14 protein-coding genes and 1 pseudogene are annotated in these 15743 nt (G+C 65.3%); 5 read left to right on the forward strand and 10 right to left on the reverse strand.

The genetic code is table 11. The features are described from left to right. The first annotated feature begins 266 nt into the window (after window positions 1-266). On the forward strand, window positions 267-2006 hold the full coding sequence (locus ACTJLC_RS23915; RefSeq protein ID WP_440845407.1) for a methanol/ethanol family PQQ-dependent dehydrogenase: 1740 nt from the start codon (window positions 267-269) through the stop codon (window positions 2004-2006). 90 nt (window positions 2007-2096) lie between these two features. Further along, window positions 2097-3338, forward strand: a complete 1242-nt coding sequence (locus ACTJLC_RS23920; protein ID WP_440845409.1) for a c-type cytochrome — start codon at window positions 2097-2099, stop codon at window positions 3336-3338. Between the two features lie 208 nt (window positions 3339-3546). Here ACTJLC_RS23920 and pqqD read toward each other — a convergent pair whose 3' ends face one another. From pqqD to ACTJLC_RS23940, 4 genes are all read right to left on the reverse strand, one after another. Beyond that, window positions 3547-3828: a pyrroloquinoline quinone biosynthesis peptide chaperone PqqD gene (gene pqqD, locus ACTJLC_RS23925; protein ID WP_440845411.1), complete on the reverse strand. Its 282-nt coding sequence runs from the start codon at window positions 3826-3828 to the stop codon at window positions 3547-3549. Window positions 3829-3915: 87 nt separating this feature from the next. Then, window positions 3916-3990: a pyrroloquinoline quinone precursor peptide PqqA gene (pqqA, locus tag ACTJLC_RS23930; RefSeq protein WP_073431525.1), complete on the reverse strand. Its 75-nt coding sequence runs from the start codon at window positions 3988-3990 to the stop codon at window positions 3916-3918. Window positions 3991-4303: 313 nt separating this feature from the next. Then, complete coding sequence (locus ACTJLC_RS23935; protein ID WP_440845413.1) at window positions 4304-6286, reverse strand: sigma-54-dependent Fis family transcriptional regulator; 1983 nt, start codon at window positions 6284-6286, stop codon at window positions 4304-4306. A gap of 275 nt (window positions 6287-6561) precedes the next feature. Then, window positions 6562-8826 carry a LamG-like jellyroll fold domain-containing protein gene (locus tag ACTJLC_RS23940; protein WP_440845415.1) on the reverse strand — a complete coding sequence of 755 codons (2265 nt, stop codon included), beginning with the start codon at window positions 8824-8826 and terminating at the stop codon, window positions 6562-6564. A gap of 716 nt (window positions 8827-9542) precedes the next feature. Between ACTJLC_RS23940 and ACTJLC_RS23945 the strand changes: the two genes are divergently transcribed. Further along, window positions 9543-9734, forward strand: coding sequence for a DUF2964 family protein (locus ACTJLC_RS23945; protein ID WP_440845417.1), 192 nt, complete (start codon window positions 9543-9545; stop codon window positions 9732-9734). A gap of 63 nt (window positions 9735-9797) precedes the next feature. On the opposite strand, the gene ACTJLC_RS23950 is transcribed toward ACTJLC_RS23945, so the two are convergent. Continuing rightward, window positions 9798-10172, reverse strand: coding sequence for a DUF3564 domain-containing protein (locus ACTJLC_RS23950; protein ID WP_440845419.1), 375 nt, complete (start codon window positions 10170-10172; stop codon window positions 9798-9800). A gap of 69 nt (window positions 10173-10241) precedes the next feature. Continuing rightward, window positions 10242-10574, reverse strand: coding sequence for a cytochrome C (locus ACTJLC_RS23955; RefSeq protein WP_186814102.1), 333 nt, complete (start codon window positions 10572-10574; stop codon window positions 10242-10244). Window positions 10575-10816: 242 nt separating this feature from the next. Here ACTJLC_RS23955 and ACTJLC_RS23960 point away from each other — a divergent pair, with 242 nt between their 5' ends. After that, window positions 10817-11092 (forward strand): DUF1488 domain-containing protein, encoded by a 276-nt coding sequence (locus ACTJLC_RS23960; RefSeq protein ID WP_083084292.1) that lies wholly within the window; start codon window positions 10817-10819, stop codon window positions 11090-11092. Window positions 11093-11170: 78 nt separating this feature from the next. After that, a pseudogene (locus tag ACTJLC_RS23965) lies at window positions 11171-12156 on the forward strand (zinc-dependent alcohol dehydrogenase family protein). Between the two features lie 84 nt (window positions 12157-12240). Here the strand turns inward: ACTJLC_RS23965 and fnr are convergent. From fnr to ACTJLC_RS23985, 4 genes are all read right to left on the reverse strand, one after another. Beyond that, entirely contained in the window at window positions 12241-13029 is a 789-nt protein-coding gene (gene fnr, locus ACTJLC_RS23970) for a fumarate/nitrate reduction transcriptional regulator Fnr (protein WP_440845421.1), read from the reverse strand. Beyond that, the gene (locus tag ACTJLC_RS23975; protein ID WP_154873862.1) at window positions 13022-13453 is read right to left on the reverse strand and encodes a response regulator; all 432 of its coding nucleotides are present in this window, start codon (window positions 13451-13453) and stop codon (window positions 13022-13024) included. Before ACTJLC_RS23975 ends, fnr begins: the two co-directional genes overlap by 8 nt. A gap of 259 nt (window positions 13454-13712) precedes the next feature. Then, a complete protein-coding gene (locus ACTJLC_RS23980; protein WP_310132554.1) occupies window positions 13713-14360 on the reverse strand; it encodes a response regulator transcription factor in 648 nt (215 codons plus the stop codon). Then, window positions 14357-15703 carry a PAS domain-containing sensor histidine kinase gene (locus ACTJLC_RS23985; RefSeq protein ID WP_440845424.1) on the reverse strand — a complete coding sequence of 449 codons (1347 nt, stop codon included), beginning with the start codon at window positions 15701-15703 and terminating at the stop codon, window positions 14357-14359. Before ACTJLC_RS23985 ends, ACTJLC_RS23980 begins: the two co-directional genes overlap by 4 nt. Between the last annotated feature and the right edge of the window lie 40 nt (window positions 15704-15743).

Raw genomic sequence — 15743 nt, forward strand, 5'->3', positions numbered from 1 at the left:
TTGCTTGCGCCAGCGTGCAACACCGCGAGGCACGCCGCGGCAAGCTGTCACACGAGCACCCCTGTTCCTTTTCACGCGCCGTCAAGGCTTCCCGAGACGCCGCGTCCCAATGGCATGCGACTTGCCTTGAACGGTCAGCAGCCAGTCTGCGTTCACTAGACGATGACGCCGCCCGCATGGCCTCGCGTCGAATAATTTCACAGCAATCTGCATGGGACCGGCGTCACGCTCCAAAGCGCGAACGCCGGTCTACACAGGAGACAAGGATGAAAGCACGTCCAATTTCGGCGACGCGGCCCACGGCGCTCGCGATGAGCATCGCCACGGCGATCGGTCTGATGCTCGCATCGGCAGCGGGATCAGCGGCGGGAGCGGCCGACTATCCGCCGGTCACGTACGAGCGGTTGACGGCGGCGCAGAGCGACCCCGGCTGGCTCACGTATTACCGCACCTACAACGGCCAGGCGCATTCGCCGCTCAAGCAGATCGACACGTCCAACGTGAAGGGACTCAAGCAGGTCTGGAGCTACAAGTTTCCGGCCGATCTGCAGCAAGGTTTCGAGGCGACGCCGATCGTCAATGGCGGCTATCTCTTCGTGACCACGCCGAAAGACAACGTGTACGCATTCGATGCCGCGACCGGCAAGCAGCTCTGGAAATTCGAGCCCAAGCTCGGCGCCGAGTCGTTCAAGACGGCATGTTGCGACGTGATCAACCGGGGCGTGGCGCTGTACGGCAAGAACGTCTATGTCGCGATGCTCAACGGCGAGGTCGTCTCGCTCGACGCGCAAACCGGCGCGCTCGCCTGGCGCAAGTCGATGTTCGAGCCGGGCCTCGGCTACGCGTTCTCCCTCGCGCCGCTCGCGCTCGACGGCGCACTGGTGGTCGGCAGCGCAGGCGGCGAATACGGCGCGCGCGGCTTCATCGCCGCGCTCGATCCCGCCGACGGCAAGGTGCTGTGGAAGCGCTTTACCGTCCCCGCAGCCGGCGAGAAGCACGCCGACACATGGCCGAAGGGCATGCAGGAGCATGGCGGCGCGCCGGCCTGGCTGACGGGCACTTACGACGCCGCATCGAAAACGCTCTACTGGGGCGTCGGCAATCCTGGGCCGTGGCTCGCCGATCTGCGTCCGGGCGACAACCTGTACTCCGACTCGCTGCTCGCGCTCGATCCGAAGAACGGCGAGATCAAATGGCACTACCAGTACACGAAAAACGATACGTGGGACTACGACGGCGTCAACACACCGGTGCTCGCCAATATCAAGTATCAGGACAAGGATTACGACGCGATTATCCACGCCGACCGCAACGGCTATTTCCATGCGATCGATCGCGGCACCGGCAAGCTGATCTACGCGAAGCCCTTCGTCAAGGCGACCTCGGTGACGGGCTATACGGAGGACGGCGCGCCGATCCAGGACAAGTCGAAGTATCCGAAGGCCGGCACGACGATCGAAACCTGCCCGAGTTTCCTTGGCGGCAAGAACTGGTGGTCGGTGTCATACGATCCGCAAAAGCACATCGCGATCGTGCCCGCGCTGCATGCGTGCATGTCGCTGTCCGGCAAGTCGGTCAATTACATGGAGGGGCTGCCGTATCTCGGCGAGGGCTTCGAGATCAAGCCTGAGCCCGGCAGCAAGGGTTACGGCGAGTTGCAGGCCATCGACGTCGATACCGGCAAGAAGCTCTGGAGCCACTGGAGCAAGCTGCCGTGGAACGGCGGCGTGGCGACCACCGCGGGCGGCCTGGCATTTAGCGGCTCGCTCGACGGCTACCTGTATGCGTTCGACGTGACGACGGGCAAGGTGCTGTGGAAGAGCCCGAAACTCGCGAGCGGGATCATCGCGCAACCGTCGGTGTTCGAGGTCGACGGCCGCGAGTACGTCGCGATCCTCGCCGGCTACGGCGGCGCCAATCCGATCTGGGGCGGCCCGATGTCCAAGGCGGCGGAGAAGGTGCCGCGCGGCGGTACGCTGTACGTGTTCGCGCTCAACAAGGGTTGAACTCCACATGGCCGCCGCGCCGGTTTGCGACACGCAGCGTGCGTGCGCCCTTCGATCGTGGCGGCCGGGCCTTTTCCGGAAAGCAGGATCATGAAGACTTCACTCCATTCGTTTGCTCTCGCCAGCGCGTTGCTGGCGACCGGCGCGCTCGCGCCTCAATCCGCTCTTGCCGGGGCGACCAGCGTGCGCGTCTGCACGTTCCCCGGCAGTCCCTCCACGGCGCTCGACGAGGCGGTGGCGCGCGAAGCGTTCCGCACCGCCGGTATCGCACTCTCGCTCGCGCCGGGCGGCTTCGCCAGCAGCGACGACGACGGCGTGTCGCTGAAGGAACTCGACAAGGCGTTGGCGCGCAAATGCGACGTGATCGCGGGCTTCCCGCGCTCCGAGGTCGCGGACGGCGCCGCCAGCAAGCTCACGTTCTCGCGCGGTTATCTACAGTCCGGGTATGTGAGCGTCACGTCGCGCGGCTCGTCGGCGCAGGCCGGCGACGCCGAGGTCGTCGCGGCGACTTACGCGAGTCCCGCGCAACTGATCGCCGTGCAGCAACCCGGTGTCGAACTCGACCTGGAGAACACGGCGGAACTGACCGTCGATGCCGTGGCACGCGGCCATGCGCGGCGCGCGATCGTCTGGTATCCGGCGGTCGTCGCTTATTCGATCGCGCATCCCGAGCGGCATTTCCAGATCGCCGGCACGCACTCGCCGTATGCGGACTGGCATCTGACGTTCGCGTTCGGCACGAACGGCGCCGCGTTGCGCCCGCGTATCGACGCCGCGCTGGAGAAGATGGCCGCCGACGGCAGGCTCGCCGCCTTGACCCGCGCATGGCGTCTGCCTGAAACGGCGCTGGCCGACGCGCGACCGGCGGCCACGTTCGCCTATCGCGACGGCCCCGCGCGCGGCAACGACGTGGGGCGGATGATGCGCGCGGGCGGCCGCGAGTCGCCGCAAGGCCGCTTCGTCAAGGTCGATGCGAGCGCACCCGCCGAGGCGCCCGGCTTCGACCGCGCGCAGGTCGCGCACGGCAAGACGCTGTACTCCAGTTCGTGCGCGAAGTGCCACGGTCCCGATCTGCAAGGGCTGAATGCGCCCGCGCTGCGCGGGCCGTCGTTCGCGCCGGCCGCGAATGCGAAGCTCACGATCGGCGGGGTGTACGGCTACATGGCGAGCAATATGCCGGCGGATCGTCCCGGCAAGATGAAGCCGCAGGATTACGCCGACATCATGGCGTTCCTGCTGTATTCGAACGGCTATGGAGCCGGCAAGACGAAGCTGACCGACGACGCCGCGAAAGCGTCGACGACGCCGCTCAACGCGCGCGCCGCGCAATAGCAATAGTGCGAAGGCCCGGCGCTCGCCGTGTGGGTGTGCGGCGAGCGCCGGGGGTCGGGTTCAAGAGCGATTGCGTGTTAGAGAAGATGCCGTGCGCGGCGCATGAAAACACACGCGATGCGAGAGGTCGGGTGAGCCGTACCAACAGCCATGACGACCTGCCCGCTCGGCCCTCCCACGATGCCCGCATCAACCCCTGTCAATCGAGTCAATCGAGCCAGCCGCGTTGCCGTGCATGGTCGATGAAGCGATAGATATCGGCGGCCAGATCGGACGCGCGAAACAGATCCTCCAGTTCACCGATGATGTCGTCCAGTTCGCGCGTGCCATCGCAGCGCGAGAGAATTTCGCCCGCGCTCGGATTGAGCGTCACCCGACCTTCGGGATGGAGCAACACATAGGCATGCTGCCCGGCTTCCCATTGCAGGCGGAATATCGCGCGTAGGCGCGGCCGCAAGCTGAGGCAGCGCCGGATGTTCGGGGCGGTCATGGGAAGCGGGGTGTGGCTGAACGATGAGCAGGGCGCCGCCGCGCACGATGACGACTTGCAACGTGCGCGCGGCGCTTCATCGTTGCTTCAACGAACGGCGATGTACATCGTGACTTCGAAACCGAAGCGCAGATCGGTATAGGCGGGGGTGGTCCACTGCATGGCTGTCTCCTTGGGTATGGCATGTGATGGGAAAAACCGCATGGCTAAAAGCTAAAGCGGCCGCGTCATTAAACGCAATGTCCATGCCGGATGGAGCGAAACGGAGTATCGAAGCGGTTAGCCGCGCAGCGATAACGCGGCCGTTGAGATCAACGCGGCATCAACTGCTTTTGCCTGCTGCTTGCGCGGATCTGGCGCGTCGAACAGCGCAGCGGTGAGCCGCGCGCTGTTCAATCGAAGAACACGCCTGTTGCAATATGGAACACCGTTGAACACGTGCCGTCGCGCCACGTCCGTACCGCTCGGCCCGCTGTCAGGCCTCGCCCGCGGTGTCGTCCGTGCTGGCTAGCGCCGGCAATTTGCGGTAGATGGTATTGCGCGACACGCCCAGCGCGCGGGCCGCCGCCGACACGTTGCCGCGATGCTGCGCGATGGCCGCGGCGATCGCGCTGGTGGTGACGTCGCGCAAGCGCTCGCCCTGCAAGGGAGCGGCTTCGGCGGGGCGCGCGCTGGGCGAGGGGGCGGAGCGCAAATCGTCGAAGAAGTCGTCGGGCAAGTGCTCGCGGCGAATCTCGCCGTCCTCGTCCACCATCGCGGCCGCGGTGCGCAGAAGATTGCCGAGCTGACGAAAGTTGCCCGGCCACGCGCACTGCTCGAACAGCGCCATCACGTCGGCGGCGACGCTCAGACGCCGGCCGTCGGGTTCATCGAGCGATGCGCAATGCAGCATCTTCTGGATCACGGCTAGCAGGTCCGTGCGCTCGCGCAGCGGCGGCAGTTTCACCACCAGACCGTTCAGGCGGTAATACAAGTCCTCGCGGAAACAGTTCTGCGCGATCATCTCGCGCAGATCGCGATGGGTCGCGCAGATGATCGCGATATCCACGGGAATCGATTTGGTCGAGCCGAGCGGATTGACGAGACGCTCCTGCAACACGCGCAGCAGCCGCACCTGGAGCGGGTAGGGCATGTCGCCGATCTCGTCGAGAAACAGCGTGCCGCCGTTCGCCTGCAGCAGCTTGCCGGCCGCGCCCTTGCGGCGCGCGCCGGTGAAGGCGCCTTCTTCATAGCCGAACAGTTCGGATTCGATCAGGCTTTCCGGTATCGAAGCGCAGTTCACCGCGACGAACGCCCCCGACCTGCGCGGCGAATCGTTGTGGATCGCCTGCGCGAGCAGTTCCTTGCCGGTGCCCGTCTCGCCGGTGATCAAGATGGGGATGTCCTTGCCGAGCACCTTGCGGACCTTGGTGATGACCGTGGCGATCTGCGGATCGCCGGTGTCCAGATAGCTCAGTCTCGACAGCGCGCCCGCGGCCACCGCCGGCGGCGGCGCGTCGGGGCGCGGCGCGGGCTTCTCCGCGCGCGGCGCAGGCGGCGGCACGCCGTCCTCGGCGAGCGTGGCGCGGCGGAATTCGACGCGCGCGCAAACCACTGCGCCGTTATGCAGGTTCAACGACAGATTCCGGTCGCCGCCCGCACGCAGACGGTCGATCAACTGCGGACTTGTCAGGCCGAACAACGAGAACAGCGTATGCGCGCGCAAGGCGGTGAGCGGCAGGCCCAACTGGAATTGCGCGCTGCGGTTGGCGGACAGGAAGCGGCCATCGCAGGTGAACGCGGCGATGCCTTCCATCAGCGTGCCGAGAAACTCCGGCCGGCCGTGAAAGGCGATCCGCAAGGTCTCGCGGAAGGTGTTGGTGAACAGATGATTCTCGATCATCTGCACGGACATCTTGGCGAGCGCCATCGTGTGTTGATGGTAGCTGCGATGGTCGCCGCTCACGTCGAGCACGCCGATCAGATCGCCATACGGATCGAGGATCGGCACGCTCGAACAGGTCAGAAAGCGGTTGGCCGCCAGATAGTGCTGCTCGCCATGCACGACGGTCGGCGAGCATTCGGCGATCGCGGTACCGATCGCGTTGGTGCCCTGGCGGTCCTCGGCCCAATTCGCGCCGGGGCGCAGCGCCACCTTCTCCGCGCGGCGCAAAAACTCGTCGTCGCCGATCGAATGAAGAATCAGCCCTTCGGCGTCGGTCAGCACGATCATGCTTTGCGTGTTGACGATCTGCTCATGCAGCGTTTCCATCACCGGCGTGGCATGCGCGCACAGAATGCGGCTCTGTTCCAGCCGCAACGCGAGTTCCGCGGCCGGCAGGACGTCGTAGTCGGGCCGCATCAGGGAACTGAGGCCGAACGTTTGCGAACGCTCGTGGGACTTCTGAATGGATGGCGTGAGCCAGCCCGCTTCATGCGGGGCGATTGGGGTCATGGCGTGATGAACGGCATCGCGCATTTGTCTCCTCCTGCTGGTCAGGTCTGGTCGATCGCCAGAACCGTATGGGCTCATCGCTTAAAGCAAATCGCGCGCCAGTTCGCGATTTTTTGGCCGCGCATTGGGGCCCGTGCGCGGCCCAAGCGTGGCTCACGCGCGGCCCATGCGTTGCATGTTCTTCCTGAACGCAACCCAGGGATTGACCTGAATCAACGCAGCGCGCATTGAACCCGCCCGAGGCAGGGCGGCCAATGCTAACGCTGCGTCGAGGTGCCAGTCGAGATGCCGGCCCGTCGCTACGCGGAGATCAATGCCGTGATCTGCTCGGCGCTGAGCGCGTTGCGATAGACGCGGAACTCGTCGATCGAGCCGTTGAAATACGGATCGGCGAATTGCGAGCGGCCGATCCAGTTCTGGCTCGTGCTTTCCAGGCGGAACGGCGCGAACGACATCGCCGTGTTGGTGCCGATCGCGGCGCCGTTCAGGTACAGCGTGCCGACGCTGCCCGACAACGTCACCGCGACGTGCGCCCATTGTCCGGTGGGCAGGGCGACATTGCCGTTGATATCCTGCTCGCCCGCCCCACCGTTCAAGGTGATCGCAAAGCGTGCGAGTCCGTTGTTGGCGCGCGGCGTCAGCATCATGTAGCGGCCCGTGCCGGCGCCGAAATCGAACACGCGCTCCCAGGTTCGCGCCGCGTTCCAGTAGACCCAGGCCGCGATCGTGAAGTCGGCTACGTCGGCGACGAGATCGCCGGGCAAGCTGACATAGCCGGTACTGCCGTCGAGCGAAACGGCATTGCCTTTCTTGCCGGGCACCCGGCTCGCCCCGCCGACGAGCGTGCCGGCATGGCCGTTGCCGCTCGAATCGGCCGCGCTCGTGCCGCTCGTTTCGTCGAAGGCGAGCCACGTTTGCAGTTGCACCGCGGTGACCGCCACCGCCTCGTTCGACGCGGCCGTTTCGCCGGACGGCGTCGCGGCCGTGACGACGTAGTACCAGGTGCCGGCTGCCACGGCGCTGTCCGTGTAACTGAGCAGATCCGTGACGCCGCTCGCGATCGACGTGTAGGGACCGCCCGCCGTGCTGCCGCGCTTCACGTTGTAGCTCGTCGCATAGGCGGTCCCCCACCACGACAGGATGACTTTCCCCGCGCTGACGGTCGCGGTGAGTCCGCTCGGCGCCGCGCCGCTCGCGATCGGATCGCGCGTGCAGGTGAGGGTGCCGTAGCCGAGCTGGTCGTAACCGCCGCTGTTCGGGCCGTAGTTGCCGCCGCCGCCTTCCGGTTGAACCAGCGCCGCGAATTTCTGCGTGTACGGCGCGGCCAGGCCCTTGCGGTTGACGTAGTGGTTATAAACGAGCGCCCAGCAAGGCCGGATCGTGCCTTGAGAGGCTGTCGAGAACACCGTCTGATTGACGTTGTCGACATTGTTGTAGCGCACATAGGGCACGGTGTGATACGTCGTGCCCGATTCGATCAGGTTGCCTTTGGCGACGTATTCCGCGCCCATCAGGAAGCGGTTGTTGTCGTAGCCGTAGAGGTCCACGCCCTGGTTCCAGGCCATCTCGCAGATCGCGCCGCCGAGCGCGATGCCGAGCGTGTTGTGCCCCTGGTCGCGTCCCGATTCCTGCCATTGGCCGAGATAGCCGGGGTGCACGTAGTACACCGCGTTGAAGATCGCGCCGTTGCCCGCGCCGCTCTTGAAGTAGGACACGGCTTCGTCGAACAGGGCCTGGTCGTCGCATAGCACGCCGATCGCCATGATCGACGCCATGTTGCACAGATCCCAGTTGGCCCAATAGTGGGTCGCCTGGGTGTTGTTGTGCCGGTTGAGGAAGTCGTGATTGATCGGATAGAAGATGTTGCGCATCATCGCCTGGAAGCGCGCGAGGTCGGCGGCGGCCCAGCCCGAATACGTGCGCATGATTTCGCCGGCGTTGGCGAATTCATAGCCGTAGATGCCGGCCGCGAGATCGACATCCGTGGAGCCGCCGAGGCCGGTCAACGTCGAGGACCACGCGTTCATGATCTGCACCGACTTGTCCGCATACGCCGTGTTGCCCGTCACTTTCCAGCGCAGCGCGCACGCGTAGGCCGCCGCGATGTCGTTGAACAGCAGCGAGTAGTTCTGCGGGTGAACGCCGTCGTCGCCGCGGTAGACCACCGCTTGCGGACGCGGCGTCCATGACAGGCTCGCGTGACTGTTCGCGATCAGGATGTTCCAGCTGTCGACCCACGGAGACGCTTGCGCCGCGACCTTCTGGCTCATCCGGTCGAAGTCGGCCTGGGTATGCAGCAGGCCGGGATGCACGAATGCGCCGGATGACGCGCTGTTCGCCACGGCTTGCAGCGACCGGGGCGACGATTGCGCCGATGATTGGGTCGACGACTGCGCCGAGGTCGTCGCGGACGCGCCGCCTTCTGCGCCGCCGCCACAGGCGGACAGCGCCAACGCGCCGAGGCTGTAGAGGAAGGTGCGGCGCGACATGCCTTCGGCGATGTCCGCCTCGTTGGCGAGGCTGTCCGATGGTTCAAACCACGGTTCAGGCGAAGCTGAATTCATGTGTGCCTCTGGTGCAACGGCCTTGCTCGATTTCGCCCGCTTCATGCGCTTCTCCGCTCCTGATTGGGACGGCTCCGGGGTGGGTTCATGAACCCTTGCGGTGGCCGCCGATGGTTGGCAAACGTTTGCTCTTGCGGCCGCGATCCGTGTTGCCGGCATGCGCCGGCGAACGACATCATCGTGGCTTATTCGTGCTGCGGTTTAGTGACTCGCGATTTGCGACATACGCGTTAATTCGTATAAAACTGATTTGCCGGCATTCGCTTTCCATTCGCTTACATGAATGCGCGGCTCGTGCTGCTGCGATGAATGGAATTCGGATATCGCTCCAATCCTGTCGAGCGATAAGAGGCGCGTATCCCAAGCGCGTATCCAAGGTATACGGCCACGACGAGGGGTTCTGAAGAGCAAAGCCGGGCGCTATTTTATTGGATCGGGCCGGTCGCCGGTTTTCAATTGCATTAATACAAAGGCGCAATGAAAAAAACAGGGATTCCCTATATGGGAATCAGGATTGCCTTACACGGAAAAGCGGCCAATTGCTCCGCATGCGACGATCGCATCGAGCTTCGTGAGGGTCATCGGGGAGACGCCATGGCCTGCCGGTTTCGCGTTCTTTCCGGCGCATGCCGACTATGTTGATATCGGTCAAGCGAAATCAGCCCGCGAGAGCGATGATGTCTTCATCACTCCGTCCAGGCTCCGTGGAGGGCATCATGGTCCGCTCAGAAAGCAGAATCGTTTTTTCGGCCATTGCCGTATTCGTGGCGTTGGCGGGCATTGCTGCGTCGATCCGCGGTTTGCTGTTCGATGCGCCGCAGTTCTTCCACTACGGTGTCGCGGCCGTGATTGGCGGCGTCGCGTGCTTTGTGCTCTTGCTCAATCCGATGCGCAACGGCGATACGTAAACGTAGGATAAGCGCGGCGATCGTCACCGCGCCGCGAGCGGGTGGTCGGCGCCAGCCGGCGCTTTACGCTTCTTCGCCGGCAGCGAACAAGCCGTGTTCGGGCTGCGCCTGCTCGTTGTCGACACACTGCACATGCCAGTGGCCGGTCATCAGGAGGCGGTCGCGTTCCGCGCAGCACTGTGCGCGTCCGGTCTCGCCTTCGAACGGCCCGCTGCAGTCTTTCAGATCCAGGCCTTCGAGCACGCAGAGGGGCGTCGCGTCGCGCGGACCGCACATAAGGGTATTGCCGCCATCCACCTGCAGCGTGCCCCATTCGGGCAGATCGAGCCCGTGGTGGCCTTCGCGCGACCATTGCCGCGTGTCCTTGTCCAGCCAGAGGATTGCAAATGCCATTGGGTGGGTGCAGTCGAAGGCGTCGAGGTGGACAGTGAGGCGCATGAAAATTCTCCGAAACAGGCGGTCCGGTTCAGGCGGAGCAGACCGCGGAAGTCATGATTCAAAAGCGGGTCATTGACTCAACACCCACTGCACCAGCGTGTGCGCGTCCTCCGGGGACAGCGGGCCGCCGCGATCGGCCGGCAGCGGCATCGGCGTATCGCCCCAATGCGCCTTGCCGCCGAGCCGCAGTTTGTGTTCGAGCATGAACTGCGCATTCGGCACGTCGCGGTAGCGCTCGGCGATCTGCTGAAACGACGGCGCGAGGAACGGCGCATCGCGCGTGTGGCAAAACATGCAGTGATGCTGATCGACCAGCGCGGCCGGCTCCGGCGCGGCGTGCGCGGCGGCGGCCAGCACGAACCCGGCACATGCCACCAGACTGTTTCTGGACAGGACGTTCATGGCACGCGCTCCTTTGCGACGGGGATGAGTCCAGTGTAAGGGCGGTGATCCGGGTGCGATTGACCTCGGTCAACGAGGACGCAGGGCCTGAGTTTGACGAATCGCGCCAGGCTCCTATGCTGATGACAGGCGGGGCGACGCGACCCACGGACCGGGCCGCCTCGACGCGTGGTGCGCGATGCGCGGGTGGGCGGAGACGCCGCTTAAGCCTCGCATCCTGCGCAAGGAACCAGGTGGTGATGATGAAGATTCATTTTCCCGAGGAACGTCCGGAATATTGCGCGCGCGATCTCGTCGTCGCGTTTCCGGCCGAGGTGGATGGCGTGCGCGTGCAGTGCGCGATCACCGCGGAAGCGCTCGAGGATCATTTTGGCGCCGCGTCGCTGCGTGAGGACGATCTGATCGCCGCATTCGACTCGAACCGGCATCCGATCGAACACGCGGCAAGGCAACTGCTGAACGAAATCGGCGCCAAGCCGGTGCTCATGCACAGCGGGTATTTCCGCTTTTGCGACTGACTTCGCGTGAGGCGGCCGGGCGTGCGGCCTGTTTCAATGCGTTCGGATGCGCCGGCCGCCACCTTCGAGGAGACCCTGATGCGTGCGATGGTATTCGACGGCAGCGCGTCGTCGCTGCGTGAGCGGGATATGCCTGATCCGACGCCAGGCCCTGGGCAGATCCTGATCGATGTGCATACCTGCGGCGTGTGCCGCACCGATCTCCATCTGATCGACCATGAGTTGGAGCACCCGAAACAGCCCGTGATTCCGGGCCATGAAATCGTCGGCACGGTGGCCGAACTCGGCGCGGGCGTGACGGGCTTCGCCGTCGGCGACCGGGTGGGGGTGCCGTGGGTGGGCCGCACCTGCGGGCATTGCCGCTACTGCCTGTCGGCGCGGGAAAATCTCTGCGACGAGGCCGGCTTCACCGGTTATACGATCGACGGCGGTTACGCCGAGCGCACCGTCGCCGACAGCCGCTACTGCTTTCATCTGCCGGAGCACTACACGGATATCGAGGCGGCGCCGCTGCTGTGCGCCGGCCTGATCGGCTATCGCACCTTGAGCATGGCGGGCGACGCGCGGCGGATCGGCATCTACGTTTCGGCGCGGCGGCGCATATCGTCGCGCAGGTCGCGCGTCATCAGCAGCGCACGGTGTACGCGTTGACGCGTCCGGGCGACGATGCGGCCCGGCAACTCGCGCTGCGTCTCGGCGCGGCCTGGGCGGGCGGCAGCGATGAGACGCCGCCCGACGAACTGGATGCCGCGTTGCTGTTCGCGCCGGTCGGCGCGCTCGTTCCGCAAGCTCTGCAAGCGGTGGCGAAAGGCGGTGTGGTGGTGTGCGGCGGAATTCACATGAGCGACATTCCGTCGTTCCCGTACGCGTTCCTATGGGGCGAGCGGCGCGTGGTGTCGGTCGCCAATCTGACCCGCGACGACGGGCTCGCCTTCATGCGCATCGCGGACGAGACGCGCCTCGCGATCGAAACGACGACGTATCCGCTGACGGATGCCAACCGCGCGCTGAGCGACCTGCGTGACGGCAGACTGACGGGCGCGGCCGTGCTCAGCATTCGCTAGCGTGAGCGGTTCGGGCGCGGTCCGCGTCGCCCCGCGTTTTGCGGTGCGTTCGGGCGAGAACCGCACCGCGGATCAAACCCGGAATCACACCCGCACGAGGCCCGCGTGATCCACGATCCGGATATCCTTGCCGCGTATGTCGACCAGTCCGTCGCGCTGGAACTTGGAGAGCATCCGGCTCACCGTTTCGAGCTTGATGCCCAGGTAGCTGCCGATTTCCTCGCGTGTCATGCGCAGATGAAATTCCGCCGGCGAATACCCGCGCAGCCGCAGGCGGTCCGACATATTCAGCAGGAACGTCGCCACCCGCTGATCGGCGGACATGGTGCCGAGCAACAGCATCTGTGACGACTCGCGCACGATCTCGCCGCCCATCATCCGGTGCAGGTGCTGCTGGACGGCCTTGACCTCGCGGCACATGGCTTCGAGCAGATGGAACGGGATGATGCAGACCTTGCTGTCCTCGAGCGCCACGGCGTCGCAACTATGGTGGCCGGAGCACACTCCGTCCAGCCCCAGCGAGTCGCCGGCGAGATGAAAACCGGTCACCTGCTCGCGGCCGTCGCGATGCATGACGACCGTCTTGAACGAGCCGGCGCGCACCGCATAGATGCTCTGAAACGAATCGTTCGCGCGGTAGATGGTCTCGCCCTGCTTGATGGTCCGCGACGGGCAGATGAGCGATTCCATCCGTTGCAATTCCTCGGATGTCAGCCCTTGCGGCATGCAGATGGAGCGCATCGAGCAGGCCGTGCAACGTACCGCGTCGTTGCGCGGCGCCCGCGCGGTTGCCGGCTCGGCTGCGGGAGCGGGCGAGGCTTGCCGGGTCTTAAGCGAGGGCGACGTGACGGAATAGACGGCAACGTCAGACATGATGTGCTCCAGGTTGAGGAAGGGTGCGCGCGCGATGTTCGCCGGCGATCCGCTGGATCGCGTTGCGCGCTAGATTGAATTCGCTGGTCTTGTCGAAAAAGTAGTGAGCGCCGCTCGCGAGGCATGCGCGCCGGAACCAGGCGCCTGAACGGTTCGTCAGCACCATGACGATCACATGCGGCATGCGTTGGGCAAGCAAAGCGAGCAACTCCATGCCGGTGCCGCCGTTCAGATGCAGTTCCGTCACGACCAGATCGACCGCGCCGGCGGCGATGCCCGCGAATGCCGCGCCGGGCTCCTCGGCTTCGCCGACGATCTCGACGCCGTCGAGCGCGCCGAACAGCGCGGCGATACGGTGCCGCACCAATGCTGCATCGTCGACGAGAAAGACGCGCAGGGCGGGGTGGTCAGTGCTTGAGTTCATGGCTCGAAGTATCGGTCGCGCCGTATCTAAATGAAATCGGCGTCGAATGAACTTCGAGTAGGCGAGAGGGAGGCGCTGTAGGGCGTTTCCTACAGCGGGTGGAGTGGAGCGGGGATCGACGAGTGCGCTAAGTGGACGGAGTGCGCAATGGGCGCAATGGGCGCAATGGGCGGCTGGCGCGGCAGGTTAGAGCGGGAACGCGCGGCGGCGGGGTCCGTGCGCGTCGTGACCCGCAAGCCGATGCGAGCCGCGCGGGCGTTCAGATGTCGTCCTCGTCGCTGACCAGCTTGTGACGCATCGCATAGCGCACCAGCGCCGCATCGTGCGGCATCTGCATTTTCTCGAGGATGCGCGTCTTGTACGTGCTCACGGTCTTGGCGCTCACACACAGTTCGGCCGCGATCTCGGTGATCGTCTGACCGGTGGCGATGCGCTTCAATACGTCGAATTCCCGATCGGACAGACGCTGATGCGGCAGCAGATCGGTGGGTTCGTTCAGGCTCTGCGCGAACCGCTCGGCCATCGCGAGGCTCACGTAGACACCGCCCGCGGCGACCTTGGTCACGGCGGCCACCAGCTCGGCGCTCGCGCTTTCTTTCGTCAGATAACCGGACGCGCCGGCCTTGAACGCGCGCACCGCGTATTGCTGCTCGGCGTGCATGGTCAGCACGAGAATGCGCAGCGTCGGCTTTTCCTCCTTGATCTGCTTGATCAACTCGACGCCGTTGCGGCCGGGCATGGACAGATCGAGCACCAGCACGTCGGCGGCCCGCTCGCGGATCAGCGCGACGGTGCTCGGGCTGTCGTTCGCTTCGCCGACCACTTCGAAGCCGCTTGCGCCCTGCAGGATATGGCGCAGACCGTCGCGCACCAGCGCATGGTCGTCGGCGATCAGGACGCGGGTCATGTTTGCATCTCCTGCATTTGCACGGTTTCCGCCGGAATGGTGACGGTCAGCACGAAGCCTTCGCCTTGCGCGGTATGAATGTCGACCGCGCCGCCGAGCATGTGCGCGCGTTCGCGCACGCCGAGCAAGCCGAACGACTTGCCGGCCGGCTCGGCTGCCTGCTGCGCGCCCTGGCCGTTGTCGGCGATGCGCAGCACGAAGGTCTGTTCCGCCGCGCGCAGGCTCAGCGTGACCAGTGTGGCGTCGGCATGGCGCGCGACATTGGTGAGCGCTTCCTGCACGATGCGGAACAGCGCGGTGGCGCCCGCCGGCGTGAAGCGCGCGTCGCCGGTTTCGATGTCGCGCTCCACGTCGATGCCGTAGCGGTTGGTGAAGTCGTTCGCGAGCCATTCGATCGCGGGAATCAGCCCGAGGTCGTCGAGCATGACCGGCCGCAGATCGGCGGCGATGCGCCGCACCGAGGCCACCGTCATGTCGATCAGCCGGCGCATGCCTTGCAGTTGTTCACGCACCGGTGCGCTCGCCGACGCATCCAGCGCCTGTTCGACCGACGAGATGTCCATTTTCAGCGCGGTGAGTTGCTGGCCGAGATCGTCGTGCAGTTCGCGCGCGATGCGCGTTTTCTCGTCTTCGCGGATGTTCTGCAAATTGGCCGACAGTTCGCGCAGCTCCTCGCGCGCCTGCTGCTGCGCGCGCTCCGCCTTGACGCGTTCCGTGACGTCACGCAGCATCACCGTGTAAAGGCGCGTGTTGCCGTCGCGGATCTGCGAGATCGACGCCTCCAGCGGGAATTCCTCGCCGTTGGCGCGCGAGCCCGATAACAGCCGCTGCCTGCCCATCTGCCGGTCCGACACGCCTGTCTCGCCGAACTGCTCGACATGCCGCGAATGGGCCGCGCGAAACCGTTGCGGGATGAAGCGGTCGAGCGAGGAGCCGATCGCGTCCATGGCGGAACAGCCGAACACCTGTTCCGCCATCGGATTGAAGATGACGATGCGCTGCTGTTCGTCGATGGTGATGACCGCTTCCATCGAGGAGCGGATGATCGCCATCATGCGAGCCTCGTTCACGCCGGCGTGGCTGCTTCCGGGGCTTGCCTCGCTGTGTGCGGACGACCCGTCGCGACGCGCGCGCACGAGCAGGAACGCGCTCGTGGCCAGAAGCAGGGCGGCGGCGACGCAAATGAACAACACCGGGTCGAACCAGCGCCGCGCCGCCAGCATCGCGGCCAGCGTCACGACGAACGCGGCCGTGGCCGCGACCGCGGGCCGGGCCGCCAGCGAGCCCAGGCGCTCGCGTGGAACGGCACTGGGCGGCATGGGCGTCTTACCGCTAACGGGCATGTGCGCCTCTTTGGAATGACAACGGACAAGAATGGGGCGC

It is taken from the genome of Paraburkholderia sp. 22099 (assembly GCF_052045835.1).
GTDB classification, from domain to species: Bacteria; Pseudomonadota; Gammaproteobacteria; order Burkholderiales; family Burkholderiaceae; genus Paraburkholderia; species Paraburkholderia terricola.